Genomic DNA, 13,108 nt, shown 5'->3' on the forward strand with positions numbered 1-13,108 from the left:
TTGAATAAAGGAGTTATGGTTGCCGGTTTTCACGCGAGGTGTCCGGGTTCGACGGAAATCGATCGACCCTTCCGAAATGTTCATCCGGCGTTCTCCCCTCAATCTATTAAATGGGAAAATCTCGGGTTTACGACGCGGTCGAGTCGGAGTACGACCGTCTATTGGCGCTCGCACGGGACATCTGGGAGCAGCCCGAACTCGGACTCGAGGAGGAACACGCGGCCTACCGCCTCCGCACGACACTCGCGGAGGCCGGTTTCGAGGTCGAGCGAGGGGTCGGCGGGATGCCGACGGCGTTCGTCGGGTCCTACGGGACGGGCGATCCCACGATCGGCATTCTGGGGGAGTACGACGCGCTGCCGGAGCTCTCACAGACGGTTTCGACCTGTCGTGAACCCGTCGAGGTCGGTGCACCTGGCCACGGCTGCGGACACAACCTGTTTGGGGTGGCCGGCGTGGGCGCAGCGCTCGCGCTCAAAGACGCGCTCGATCGGGGCGAAATCGAGGGGACGATCCGATTCTACGGGACGCCCGCGGAGGAGACCATCGTCGGGAAGGTCTACATGGCCCGGGCTGGCGTGTTCGACGACCTCGACGCGGCGCTCACCTGGCATCCCTGTGACGTGACCGGTCCCCAGCGGACCAGTTCGCTCGCCGTCGATTCAGTGAAGTACTCGTTCGAAGGGACCCCGGCCCACGCCGCACAGTCACCGACGGCCGGCCGGAGCGCCCTCGACGCTGTCCAACTGATGAATACCGGTGTCGAGTACCTCCGCGAACATATCCCCGACAAGGCCCGGATCCATTACACGATCTCCGAGGGGGGTGGTGCACCGAACGTGGTACCGGCGGAGGCCACCGCGTGGTACTTCGTGCGCGCGCCGACCCGCCCACAGGTCGATCGGCTCTCGCAACGCGTCCAGCAGATCGCCGAGGGAGCGGCGCTGATGACGGACACGACAGTGACGCGCAACTACATCACGGGCGCCTACGAGTTGCTCACGAACGACACGCTCGCTGATCTCCTGTGGGAGACCTTCGAGGAACTCGGTCCGATCGACTATTCGGCGGCCGATCGGGAGTTCGCTGCCGAACTGCACGACACGATCGACGAGGCGACCCTCGATGCCCGGCTCAAGGACCTCCCCGTGGACGCGGCCCGGGCGGTCGAGGGGGAGTCGCTGTATTCGACGCCGCTGGAACGAACTGATGACGCGCCGCTCATGCTCGGCTCGACGGATGTGAGCGACGTCAGCTGGATCACGCCGACGGCCCAGTTTCGCGCCGCGTCATGGCCGGTCGGGACCCGGCCCCACACCTGGCAGGCCGTCGCCGCGAGTGGTGGATTTGGCCGGAAAAGTGCCCCGTACGCCGCCAAGGTCCTCGCCGGGACGGCGTACGATCTGTTTACCGATCCCGAGCGGCTGGAGGCGGCCTGGACGGAGTTCGAGAACGCGACGGGGGATCGGTCCTACGAGTCGCCGCTTCCGGATGACGCCGAACCGCCCTTCGGTGTGGGTTTCAGTCCGTAGTTTCAGTCACCCCCAGCCGACGAATTTCTCGTATGCAGCGACGACGACGATGGCGATGATCGCCATCGCAGCGACCCGCTGTGTCGTCCCGAGATTCGCGATGGAGACGAGATAGATGCTGAGGAGCCCTAGGAGTGAGACGATGAGAAACAGCCCCCAGCCCCCGTCGAACGTGTCACGAGCAGTCATACGATAGGCTACCAGGGGAACGGTAATAGGTTCTTGCGTGGCGGGCTGGACTGACCTGATAGCGGGTGAGCAACGGCGGTGTCTCCGAGAATATGTATACTAAGAATTTTGGCACGTAGTATATATGATTGTTTATAATGTTGGACGGACGGTTTGGGGCTCGGATCTGGCCCAATTTTCTGTGACTGCTGATATTTGGCGAAAGAACGGCTTTACTGCCGGTTGAAGGCTCGATAGACGTTCGATTTGTGGATTGTGGCGAAAACTTACTTTTGGCTGTGTCTTTTCTCGTGGAAAGCCATAAAATGGCGTATAAGTGGCCTTTCAGTAGCAATTAGCCTCGTTTCCGCTCCAATTTTTCCGCCGCCTGTGGCGTGGTATCGTGAATCTTTATTTAGTATTAGTAAACGATACAAAAACAATTGGAAATTTGGTAGTTTATGAATTGGGATCGTCGCATCTCCCCCGATTGATGGGTGTGGCTGGCCTGGCGCCTGAATGGGGTGTCTCCGTTATCCTACCAACTGTACGGCTGTTAGGAAATACTCAGTCGCAGTTACAGCCGCCCCGGTCGAGCAGTTCTTCGATATCGAACTGTCGGCCACAGTCCTCACAGTAGACCTGGACCTGGACGAGCACTCGCGAGTCGTCCATCGTGATCTCGTTACTTTCGGCGAGGGAATCGAGTTGGCTACTGGCCACGGCCCGCAATCGCCCGCGGAGGCCCTGGATTCGGTCTCGGGCGCTCCGGACGGGATCAGCCTCGTCAGGCTTGTATTCGGCCCCACGAACCTTCTGCAGGTAGGTCCGAACCGCCTGGTAGGAGACCAGGTCCTTGTCGAGCTGGTCGACGTTCACGCCGAGTTCTTCGAGGCGCGTTCTGACGTCGCGTTCGGTCGCACTGTCGGTTTCCCCCGCGAGTGCCTCGGACACCGTTTGGATTTCACCGTCCAGGGGCCGGTCGCCCCCTCGTGTCAGCGCCGCTTCGACGATTCGGCGGTTGACGTGATCGGCTAGCTCCCGAAGGCTCCGGCGCTCGCTTTCCGGGGCCGTCCAGGCAGCTTCCAGCTCCGCACCCAGCCCCGAGAGCTCGTACTCCTCGATTACCCGCGCGACCTTGCTCGACCGCCCGCGTGAGGGTTCGTCCTCGCTCATCGATCAGATCTCCGTGATCCGTGGGTACTGCTCGTCGACCGCCTGTGCGTCCTCGGGCAGCAGCGCGATCACGAGATACGGGGCGTGTGTCTCGAAGTACGAGACCAGTCGAGCGATTCGTTCGCTGTCGAGTGCCTCGACGGAATCCAGTAGCATGAACGGGACCGTCTCACCAACGTCGTGAACGAGGTACCCGGCCAGGGCAAAGACCAGTCCAGTCACCTCCCGTTCGCTCTCGCTCAGGTGGCCCACCGTGTCCTCGTAGGCCCGGCCCTGCTGATCGCTCCGAACGACGTGGAGGTCGAACTCGGCCGTGTCACCGCTTTGGGGTTCCCGACGTTCGATCCAGATCCTGGCGATGTTCGAATAGTCCATGAGCTCCAGGATCTCGTCCATCCGCTCGTTGAACTCCTCGACGGCCTCGGTTTCGATCCGTTCGACACGGGTGCGTAACTCGGTGAGTTCCTCGGCGATGGTCTCTCGCTCGGCCTCGAGCTCTTCTTGCCGTTCCAGTTCCGTTTCGATCTCTGCCAGTTCCGTCTCGATATCGTCCCGTTTCCCGTGTAGCTGTTCGATCTCCAGCTCGAGTCGGTTCGCGCGCTGGTGCAGATCCAGCAGCTCCTCGTGGTTCTGTGCGAACTCCAATTCCTCGATCTCGGCTTCGGTGGCCTCGATCTCGGCTTCGAGCTCGTCCCGCCGTGTTTCCAGGTCCTCGATCGAACGGGTCCTCGTCTCGATCTCCGAGGTGAGCGAGTCGAGTTCTCGCTCGAGGTTCTGCCGCCGGTCGGCTCGCGATTCGAGTTCCGCGATCTCGGCTGAGAGGGTGTCGATCTCGTCCTCGAGGTCGGTGACCTGATCGAGCTTTTCGGCCCGGAGCTCCCGGAGCCGCTCGATGGTTCCCGTGATCTGGGCCCGTTCGACCTGTGAGCCACAGGTCCAGCAGGTAACCGTCCCGTCCTCGACGAGCCGGTCCGTGACGTTGCCCGACTCGGCCTGGAACTCGCCCAGCGTGCCCTCCTCTTCGAGCCGGTCCTCGTTGAACTGAATCAAGTTCTGGAGTTCGCTCACCTCCGTTTCCAGCGTCGATTTCTGGGCCCGGAGCGAGGAGCGTCGGGACTCGAGCTCCTCGCGCTCGGCGCGGACCGATTCGGGCACCGACTCCAGTTCGGCCTCGATCTCGGCCTGCTCCTCGCGGGCGGCCGAGCGACTCTCCCGCTCCGCGGCGAGTCGGTCGGTGACCGTGCTGAGTTCCGACCGAAGCGACTGTACCTCCTCGAAGGCCGATTCCAGGGCCGCTTTCGTCTCCTTTGTCTCCGAGAGGTCGGCTTCGGTCCCGGCGATCTCGTCTCTGACCCCGGCGAGTTTGTTCCGTTTCTCCTCGATGTCGGCCTCCAGTTGGGTGACCTGCTCGGTGAGTTCGGGCCGACGGTTTCGGAGCCGGTCAAGTTCCGCGAGTTGCTCGTCGATTTGTGAGCGGCGGGCCGTCTTCCGTGTGATCTCGGCCTGGATGGCGGTCGTGTCGATGGGCTCCATGATGACCGGCCGCAGGTCCTCGCCGCTGGCGACGGCCCGCCGGGCCGGATTTGTCTCCAGGAGGAAGGCAAAGTGTTCTGCAACGGTCGGATCGTCCAGATACGGGTCCCCGCTCCGGTGAATCCCACGCTTCGTTCGCTCGAACCGGCGGGTGTAGGTCTCCCCGTCGACCGAAAGCTCGACGAAGCCCTCGTCCGCGTCGGCCTTGAGCGCGTTACGGTCACTCCCCAGTGCGGCCATGATCGACCGCAGGAACGAGGTTCGATTCGTCGCGTTCTCACCTTCCAGAACCGTGACGCCCGGGTTGAGGGAAACGTCCGTCTCGGTGATTCCGCCGACGTTCTCCACGTGCACTTCCACGTGCTCGGTGCTTGATCGAGAGTGACTCATTACCTGGATGTCCGCGCAGAAGCCTAAGTATCTACTGGTCGAAAACACCGTGTCCGGGGCGCGTTTCTATAACAACAGTACAGTTGTGAAGGTAATCGACCGTCTACTGATTCGGGCCGGCCGTCCGGACCTGGTTTTCGGTAACCGGTCGGGTCCCCTCGTAACTCAGATCGATGTTGAGTTTCCCGATCTTGTACCGGAGGGTCTCGGTCACGTCGTCGAGGCGCTCGTCGGTGAACCTGAGGGAGGGGCCGGCGACGACGATCGTCCCGTAGAACCGGTCCTCGTTGTCGATTACCGGGGCCGAGATCGTCGTGACGTTCTTGATGATGGTCTCGTTCCCGTGGGCGAATCCCTGCTCCCTGATCGCCTCGAGTTCGGCGGTGAAGGCGGCCCGACCGACCGAGTTGTCGATGGGAAACTCGATCTGGTCGATGATCGCCGCCCGCCGGGGTTCGGGGAGGTGCGCGAGGGTCAACTTGCCTTCCGGGGTGGTGTGCAGGTCCGTCGTGAACCCGATATCGACCTCGGTTCGGATGCCGTCTTTGCCCGAGACTGAACCCACAAACACGAGTTTCCCCTGTGACTCGACGACGTAATTCACGCTTTCGCCGGTCTCTTCGGCGAGTTCAGCGAGTAATGGTTCGACGTGTCCGTAGATCGTTCGCCCCTGGCGAACGGCCCCGCCGAGGGTCAGAAACTGGAGACTGAGGTGATAGTCGTTGGTCTCGTCCTGTTCCAGATAGCCACGGTCCCTGAGGGTGGCGAGATGGCCATGAATGGTGCTTTTCGGCATGTCGAGTGCGGAGGCCAGCTCCGAGACACCGGCGCCGTTCCGGACTTGGATGGCTTCGACGATGTCGAACAAGCGGTCGACCGCCCGGATCGGTGCGTGCGCCATAGTGGAAGTGGGGTTCCAGCAGTTGAAAAGGGTTATCGTCCGGGTTCTGTCCCTCGATATTGGCGAATACGGGTTCGAGAAGCCGGGAGCACGGCGATGCTCTGTTCGAACCTAGCGAACGTGTGCTCAGGGATGCTGTGGCCCCGTCCGGAAGCCGGATTCCGGGGGAACCGGCGTTCCCGGCTCGACGGTGAGGACCTCCGGAACCGACGTTGGCGCCGTGAGAATCGCTTCGAGTGGTTTCGTCGTTCCCGTCTCGACGGTCAGGGAAACCTCACGGGGTTCGTCTGCGGGGATATCATTCGCGAGGAAGTCACGGAAGTCTTCGGCGTACTCGTGGTGGAACGGGGAGAGCAGTCCCGTATCGACTAACACGACGTGGCGGTAGGTCCCGATCACCTGCCGGAGGAGCTTTGCCGGGTCGGTGCCCATGTGTTCGCTCCGTGCGGCGGCCTGCTGGATCTTCTCGCTTTTCGGCCAGGAGACTCGCATGTCCGGATCCGCCCGTTCGGCCTCCTCGAACCGTTCGACGAGATCGTTCAGTTTGCCCGCGTACGCGTTGAAGACTTTGTAGGAGTCGACGGCCACGTCGATCCAGCCCCGCGTGAGGTAGTAGGTCCCTCCGTTCTTGCGTTCGCCGCCGGGGCCATTGGGCTGCTGGTCGAGATGTAACTCGATGCAGTCCCGACCTCGATAGACGTGCAGTGGCACTGACTTGGTCTGTAACCCCTCCAGGGCTCCGGGATCGTGGTAGACGACGGTAACCGAGTCGACGCCCTGGGATTCGAGTTCGTCGATCCGCTCCTGAAGCAGCTCGTGGGCCGTCTCCGATTCGGGAGCGTGGATCGGGAACTCGTGGTACCACTGGGGGACGTAGGCGACCGCCGCGTCCGGCACGAGCCGGGGAATTTCGGGGTACAGCGTTTCGCAGGCGACGATTCCGTTCATAGTCCACGTACGACGCTTCGGTGTTTAAACTCTTGTCCTCGGGAGGCTGCCGACCGAAAGCGAGCCGTTTCTTGGGAATAGGTAACAATCAGTAATTATAAGTCCAGGTGAGCAGAACCCGAATTCGGAATGTCAGTGACTAGCTTCACGGACAGAGGTATAGGACTAGACAAACGTCGATTGTATCCCGGGTCGGCGCTGATCATCGGTCTTCTCGCCTTCTTCTACACGTGGACGATCTTCTTCCCGTACGTACAGAATCAGTTCGGACTCGAATCGACAGCCGGAATCGCGCTGGGGAGTTCCCTCGCTGGGCTCGGCGCGATGGTGGTCATTCCACCGATTATCGGGACAATCCTCGACCGAACTAATTCGTCCGTCATTCCCTCGTTCGTTGCCGCCACGTTGATCGCACTCGGCGGGATCTCCTTCGCGCTCATGACTGCGAGTGAGTCCTGGGCCATGGGGAAGTGGTACTGGTACGCGTCGAGTTTCCTGCTCGGTGGCGGGGCGACGGCGCTCGCGACGGGGCTGCTGCCGCCGCTCGTCTCTCAGTGGTTCGCCGACGACGAGCAGGGGAGCGCACAGGGATTGATGATGGGGTCCAGATACCTCGCGCTCGCGGCAGCGTCACCGATCCTTGGTGGCCTGCTGAACTTGCTCGGATTTTCCTTCGGATTCGCCATGGCCATCACGCTCTTCGCCGTGGCCATTACGATCATCCTGGGTGGGTTCTTCTGGCGGTTCCCGACGGCCGAGGAACAGCGTGAGATTTTCGACCAAGAGACCACCGAGGAGAGTGAGGGTGGCAATGGCGAGGCGATGTCCTTTGGTATGGCGATCAAAGACGCTCGGTTCTGGATCCTGCTCGTCGCCATGACCGCGGCGTCCTTTTCCTTTACCGGCTTCCAGCAGAACTTCTCGTTGATTCTGGTTCAGGGACTGGTCGAGAACGCCGGCTACTCGGAGGGTTTCATCACGGGCACTGTGGTCCCGACCTTCCTCTCGATCAATTACGTGTTCATGGCGGCCGGCGCGATCTTCTGGGGCCGGATCATGGATTACCTCGGTGGCCCCTTCCGGACGCTGATCCTCGTCTATGGGATCCCGGCCACCCTCTATGCGGTCTTCTTCCTGAGCTACACCATGTTGATCCCCGTGTTGATCGTCGGGGCCCTGATCTTCTTCGGCCTGGGCGGTGAGCCCCCGGTTCACTACGCAGCGGTTCCGACCTTATTCGGTCGGGAGAACGTCGGCAAGCTCCTCACGTACATGAACGCCGTGTCGGTCGGGATGGGGATGTTCTTCGGTCCGATCGTCTTTGCCTTCATTAACGACGTGACGGGTGTGTATCTGGCGTCCTTCGGGGTCGCGATCGTCATCCGCTTTGTCGGTGCGGGTGCCGCCGCAGTTGGCACGAGAGTCGCTTCCCAGTAGGGGACACCGGCCCGTTCTCTCCTCTGGATTTCGCTCGTGCCGTAACCGACTGATTTCTTCGATCACTTATTGAAAAAAGCTAAGAGGGTTCCATCGCTCCGAATATGTGGTATGGTCAGCCTTGACTCCTGGGCGAACGGAGAGCACGTCGAGTTCGAAAGTCCCGAAGCGGCGGAAAAGTACAAACGAAAAGCAAAGCGGCTCAAAGACGCCGTCGTCGGTAATACTCCCGATCGAGTGCCGGTGCGGGTGCGGAGTGGGTATCTCGCCGGCCACCAGGCCGACGTGACCTTCGAGGAGATGATGTACGACGCCGAGAAGGCCGCGGCCGCCTACCGGGAGTTCCTCGAGGAGTTCGACCCGGACAACAACCACGTCACGATCGAGCCCCCGGGAAAACCGGCGGACATCCTCGACTACAACCTTTACAACTGGCCCGGAAACGGCGTCGACGAAAATTCCGGCTTCCAGGCACTCGAAGGCGAGTACATGACGGCGGAGGACTACGACGAGTTCATCGCCAATCCGGAGTCGTGGTTCCTGAAACAGTACATGACCCGGGTCTTCGGAGAACTCGATGGCCTCGGCAAACTGCCGAATTTCTCCCTGAGCCAGGAACTCCCGATGATCAAGCCACTGACCCTCCCCTTCGGAGATTCGGAGGTCCAACACGCACTCGAGTCGCTGATGGACGCGGGTGATGCGATGGCCGACTGGCAAGAGAAAGTCGGCGTCGTTGCCTCCGAGGCCGAGGCGAAGGGGTACCCCTCGTTCTCGGGCGGGTACTCCAAAGCGCCATTCGATACGATCGCCGACATGCTCCGTGGCACCCGCAACGCGATGATCGACATGCGAAAGCGCCCCGAGAAGATCAAGGCGGCCACCAGGGCAGTCACGCCGATGATGAAAGACCTCGGAACGTCCGGGCCGGAAGCGACCGGTTCCCCCTTCGTCCTCTTTGTCCTCCACAAGGGAGCGGATAACTTCATGTCCCAGGACGACTTCGAGGAGTTCTACTGGCCGACGCTGAAGGAGACGATGGAGGCCGTGATCGACGAGGGTTACGTGCCGCTCATGTTCGCCGAAGGGACGTACGACGCCCGACTCGAGTTCCTCGCGGAGAACCTCCCCGAGGGGCCCACGGTGTGGATTTTCGACCGCACCGACGTCCGTGAGGCCCACGAGATCCTGGGGGACACGGCTACGGTCGCGGGTGGCGTTTCGACCTCGCTCATGAAGACCGCCGAACCCGAGGCCATCCAGACCCACTGTGAGGAACTCGTCGAGGACATCGGTCGGGAGCGGTTCATCCTGACGACGAGCGCTCGAATCTACCGAACGCCGAAGGAGAACATCCACGCGATGATCGATTCGGTCAAAGAGAACTAGGGCGTTCCACAGTCCACGACGCGTTTGTTTCGACTGAAGAACGCTTCTCCCGTGGGGCGAAACCCAGGAGTCCGCTTCTGTCCGCTTGGGACGGGGTCCCGCTGATTGGTGATCGGTTCACTGACCCTCGGGATCTGATCTAGTCTCGGTTGACTGGGGCAATTTGCTACTCGACTGCCGATCTCGGTACTGACGTGAGGGCTCACGCTTTTAGTCAGTTAAATCGCGTCGATCAACCAGGCGCTTTCAGGTCATTCGACCGTCGCGACCGGAGAAAATCCAACCGGCCCCGATCAGAATCGTTCGCAGCTGGAAGGCCTGCTCACTTACGCCTCGCCCAGCCACTCCTTGGCCAGGCGAACTCCGCTGGGAGCGTCAGTTTCGTAGCCATCCGCACGTACGTAGTTTCGCACGTCGTCGGTGATCTGCCCGCCACCGATCATGATCTTGGTACCGTCACGAAGCCCGTCCTCGTCAAACTCCTCGACCAGGCCGGCCGCTTCGAGCGCTTCGACGGTCTCCTTCATGGAGTCGAAGGCGGCGGTGAGAAAGCCACTGAGTGCGATGATATCGGGGTCGTTCTCCTCGACGGCCTCGACGAACGTCTCGATCGGCACGTCGACGCCGAGATCAACCACGTCAAAGCCGTTGAGGTCGAACATGAAGAAGACCAGGTCCTTGCCGATGTCGTGGATGTCGTCCTTGACGGTGCCGAGGACGATCGTCCCGAGTGTCTCACTCTCGTCCGCGTCCATCTCGTCGACGAGCAGATCGGAGATTTGATCGATGATGTCCCCGGCGTACATCAGGTCCGGGATGAAATACTCCTCCTCGTCGTATCGGTCCCCGACGATGGCCATCCCCTTCTTCAGATCATCGAGAACGTCCATTGGATCCTCGCCAGCGTCCAACCGCTCGTTGGCCATCTCGATTGCTCGTTCCTCCTCTAGATCCGCCAGTGCTTGTACGAATTCCTCGGACATCGGTAACCCGCTTGAAAAGTGGTCGGGTCGTTCCTTAAAGATTGCGGGGTAGCGCCCCTGTGATCGGGGAATTGTACATTTTCAGTTGTTCTATCCCAAATCAATTTTGTTCCGGTGAGTGCCAGTCGGCTTCGCGTCGCCTAACACAATCCTTTTAGAGACTGGCTGAGTGGTTTCAGCCGGACAGCATGTCACTACAAACGACAGTCGAGGGAGCAGATTCGTCGCTCACGATCGACCGGACCGACCAGGTCCGGATCATCGGCGAGCGGATCAACCCGCGCCCGGAATCCGACCTGGCGGCAGCACTCGCGAACGAGGACATGGAACCGGTCCGGGAACTCGCGATCGAACAGGTCGAGAACGGGGCCGACCTGATCGACGTGAACGTCGACGTCGATGGCGTCGACAAGGAGACCGTCCTGCCGATGGCCGTCGAGGCCGTGGCCGATGCGGTGGACGTACCGATCGTCATCGACACGAACTACGACGACGCCGAGGCCCTCGAGGCGGCCCTCCAGGTCGCCCCCGGCAAACCCGTCATCAACTCGGTGAGCATGGAGGAAGCCTCCCGTGAGGCTATTCTCCCGCTCGTCGCCGAGTACGAAACCGCCGTCGTCGGCCTCACGATGGACGAGTCCGGCCCGCCGGACGACGCCGAGACCCGGTTCGAACTGGCCGAAGCGCTCCTCGAGGAAGTCGAAGCGTATGACATCCCCCGTGAGGACGTCATCATCGATCCGATCGCGCTGCCCCTCTCCTCGAACTCGGACATCGGGTTCGAGATCCTCACGGCGATGGAACAGATCCGGGACGAACTCGGGAACAACATCACGCTGGGGCTGAGCAACATCTCCTTCGAGATGCCCGAGCGGGAGAAGATCAACGACCTCTATCTCGCGATGGCGATCCAGTCCGGCCTGAGCGTCCCGATCGTCAACGCCGGCGAGACTCGCGAGGCGATCCTGCTCGCCGACCTGATGATGGGACGGGACAACTTCGCGAAGCGCTTTTTGGGCTACTACCGCTCGAAGTAACGCCCCGCAGCGAATTTTCTCGCGGCGACTCACGTGGCCACGTCCGGCATCGAGAGGAACACGCCGAGTCCCTGGAACGCGAAGATGAACATGGCGACGCCGAATCCGACGGTGTAGCCGTAGGCCCCGATCGTCGGGCCGACGATGAGCGGGAGACCAACAAAGCCGCCGATGTTCATCATCGCCGTCATGAGTCCCGAGGCACCACCGACGTGCTGGGCCTGGACGGGATCGTTCGCTACTCGGGGAAGCCAGGCCGGCACCTCCATGATGATCGGCAGGGCCCCGCCGGCCAGGTAGCCCGCGACGGCCGTCCCGACGAACAGCACGCTCGTGTTGCCGGTCAACCAGACGGGGAACTCGACGACCCCGAACCCGACCGCGGCGATGACCAGCGCCGCCTTCCGTCGATCGAGTCGATTCGCGATGGTCGGAATCGAGAGCGAACCGAAGACCCCGGCGTAGGTAATCATCGAGGCGATCTGGCCGCCGGTTGCCTGCTCGATGCCGTACACCTCGTTGAGCGCCACCGGAAACTCCCCCTGGATCGCGACCATCCCGCTGAAACCCGCGAAGACCGCGACGGCAGCGATCCAGGCGTTTTTACTTCTGACTGCCCGCTGAATGCCCTCGAAGAGTTTCGCGGGCGGGAGCGATTTCCCGGGCGGGGCGTCCTCGACGATCAGGTAGAAGGCAAGCGCCAGGGCCAGGACGACCCCGGCGAAGACCAGGTTGCCGGTCCGCCAGGACGGGAGAGCGGGCGCGATGACGAGTCCGGTCGAGAGCCCGGCCATCATCCCGGTGTTGTAGATGCCGGTCGCGAGCCCGGTCTCGTCGGGCGGGAACCAGACGTTGACCAGTTTCGGCAGGTTCGGCATCACCATCCCGAGGCCGATTCCGATGGTGATCATCGCGGCGAGCAGGAGCCCGAACCCGCCGCCCAGCGATCGGAGCAAAAATCCCACGGCCGCAATCGCGATCCCCATCGAGGCCGCCCGCTTGATCCCCAGTCGGTCCGCGAGCATCCCGCCGGGAATCGACAGGAGCCCGGCCACGAGAAACGGAACGGTGAGTGCGGTCCGGAACTGCTGTGGACTCAGTCCGTAGCTCTCCAGGAGCTGGGGCTGGAGGGTTGGCATCGTATACCAGCTCATCGCGATACTGAAGAAGGCGGCCCAGGCGATAGCCAGGACTGCCCACCGTCTCCGGGATGGGGCGTCTGTCATTGTCGTGGAAATGGGACGGCCCTCTTAAGGAGTTTTGCACTCCACCCGGCGGTGGCTCCGGCCCGAAATCAAACTCGACCATGTGGGAATCGGTAACAACAATTAAGATGGGGCGTTCCAAACTGGGACTCAGGAGGTTTGCCAATCACGTCATGGTCAACACCAAAAGCACGAACGGGTCACTGGCGTTCGTTTTCGTCCTGGTGATCATTGTCACGATACTCCACTATGACTTCTGGAACTGGGGGGCCGAACAGTTCACGTATCTGGCCTGGACACAGGAGTTCCTCTACCGGTTCGCGTTCGTCACCTTCCTGTTCCCGGTCCTCAACTATCTGATCGGTCGATTCGCCTGGCCGATGCCGAAGTCGGGGGGTGAGGACTGAGG

Annotated in this window: 12 protein-coding genes; 5 read left to right on the top strand and 7 right to left on the bottom strand. The window is 61.6% G+C overall.

The genetic code is table 11. The annotated features are described in order from the left end of the window. Positions 1-110 precede the first annotated feature (110 nt). On the top strand, positions 111-1,532 hold the full coding sequence (locus RH831_RS04885) for an amidohydrolase (RefSeq protein ID WP_310553134.1): 1,422 nt from the start codon (positions 111-113) through the stop codon (positions 1,530-1,532). A 6-nt stretch (positions 1,533-1,538) separates the two neighbouring features. On the opposite strand, the gene RH831_RS04890 is transcribed toward RH831_RS04885, so the two are convergent. The 5 genes from RH831_RS04890 to RH831_RS04910 form a co-directional block, all read right to left on the bottom strand. Then, entirely contained in the window at positions 1,539-1,721 is a 183-nt protein-coding gene (locus tag RH831_RS04890) for a hypothetical protein (RefSeq protein ID WP_310553135.1), read from the bottom strand. A 546-nt stretch (positions 1,722-2,267) separates the two neighbouring features. Beyond that, positions 2,268-2,876 carry a rod-determining factor RdfA gene (rdfA, locus tag RH831_RS04895; protein ID WP_310553136.1) on the bottom strand — a complete coding sequence of 203 codons (609 nt, stop codon included), beginning with the start codon at positions 2,874-2,876 and terminating at the stop codon, positions 2,268-2,270. Positions 2,877-2,879: 3 nt separating this feature from the next. Next, complete coding sequence (locus RH831_RS04900; protein ID WP_310553137.1) at positions 2,880-4,799, bottom strand: archaea-specific SMC-related protein; 1,920 nt, start codon at positions 4,797-4,799, stop codon at positions 2,880-2,882. Between the two features lie 103 nt (positions 4,800-4,902). Continuing rightward, a complete protein-coding gene (locus RH831_RS04905) occupies positions 4,903-5,700 on the bottom strand; it encodes an IclR family transcriptional regulator (RefSeq protein ID WP_310553138.1) in 798 nt (265 codons plus the stop codon). 126 nt (positions 5,701-5,826) lie between these two features. Next, the gene (locus tag RH831_RS04910; RefSeq protein WP_310553139.1) at positions 5,827-6,648 is read right to left on the bottom strand and encodes a DUF1638 domain-containing protein; all 822 of its coding nucleotides are present in this window, start codon (positions 6,646-6,648) and stop codon (positions 5,827-5,829) included. A 180-nt stretch (positions 6,649-6,828) separates the two neighbouring features. Here RH831_RS04910 and RH831_RS04915 point away from each other — a divergent pair, with 180 nt between their 5' ends. Next, complete coding sequence (locus tag RH831_RS04915; protein ID WP_310553140.1) at positions 6,829-8,085, top strand: MFS transporter; 1,257 nt, start codon at positions 6,829-6,831, stop codon at positions 8,083-8,085. Positions 8,086-8,196: 111 nt separating this feature from the next. Next, positions 8,197-9,474 (top strand): uroporphyrinogen decarboxylase family protein, encoded by a 1,278-nt coding sequence (locus tag RH831_RS04920; protein ID WP_310553141.1) that lies wholly within the window; start codon positions 8,197-8,199, stop codon positions 9,472-9,474. Between the two features lie 326 nt (positions 9,475-9,800). Here RH831_RS04920 and RH831_RS04925 read toward each other — a convergent pair whose 3' ends face one another. Further along, positions 9,801-10,457, bottom strand: coding sequence for a cobalamin-dependent protein (locus RH831_RS04925; RefSeq protein ID WP_310553142.1), 657 nt, complete (start codon positions 10,455-10,457; stop codon positions 9,801-9,803). Positions 10,458-10,645: 188 nt separating this feature from the next. Here RH831_RS04925 and RH831_RS04930 point away from each other — a divergent pair, with 188 nt between their 5' ends. Then, complete coding sequence (locus tag RH831_RS04930; RefSeq protein WP_310553143.1) at positions 10,646-11,494, top strand: dihydropteroate synthase; 849 nt, start codon at positions 10,646-10,648, stop codon at positions 11,492-11,494. A 29-nt stretch (positions 11,495-11,523) separates the two neighbouring features. Here RH831_RS04930 and RH831_RS04935 read toward each other — a convergent pair whose 3' ends face one another. After that, positions 11,524-12,720: an MFS transporter gene (locus RH831_RS04935; RefSeq protein ID WP_310553144.1), complete on the bottom strand. Its 1,197-nt coding sequence runs from the start codon at positions 12,718-12,720 to the stop codon at positions 11,524-11,526. Positions 12,721-12,872: 152 nt separating this feature from the next. On the opposite strand from RH831_RS04935, the gene RH831_RS04940 reads away from it, so the two are divergent. After that, positions 12,873-13,106, top strand: coding sequence for a hypothetical protein (locus RH831_RS04940; protein WP_070365539.1), 234 nt, complete (start codon positions 12,873-12,875; stop codon positions 13,104-13,106). Positions 13,107-13,108: the final 2 nt, after the last annotated feature.

Source organism: Halodesulfurarchaeum sp. HSR-GB (assembly GCF_031432215.1).
Taxonomy (GTDB): Archaea; Halobacteriota; Halobacteria; order Halobacteriales; family Halobacteriaceae; genus Halodesulfurarchaeum.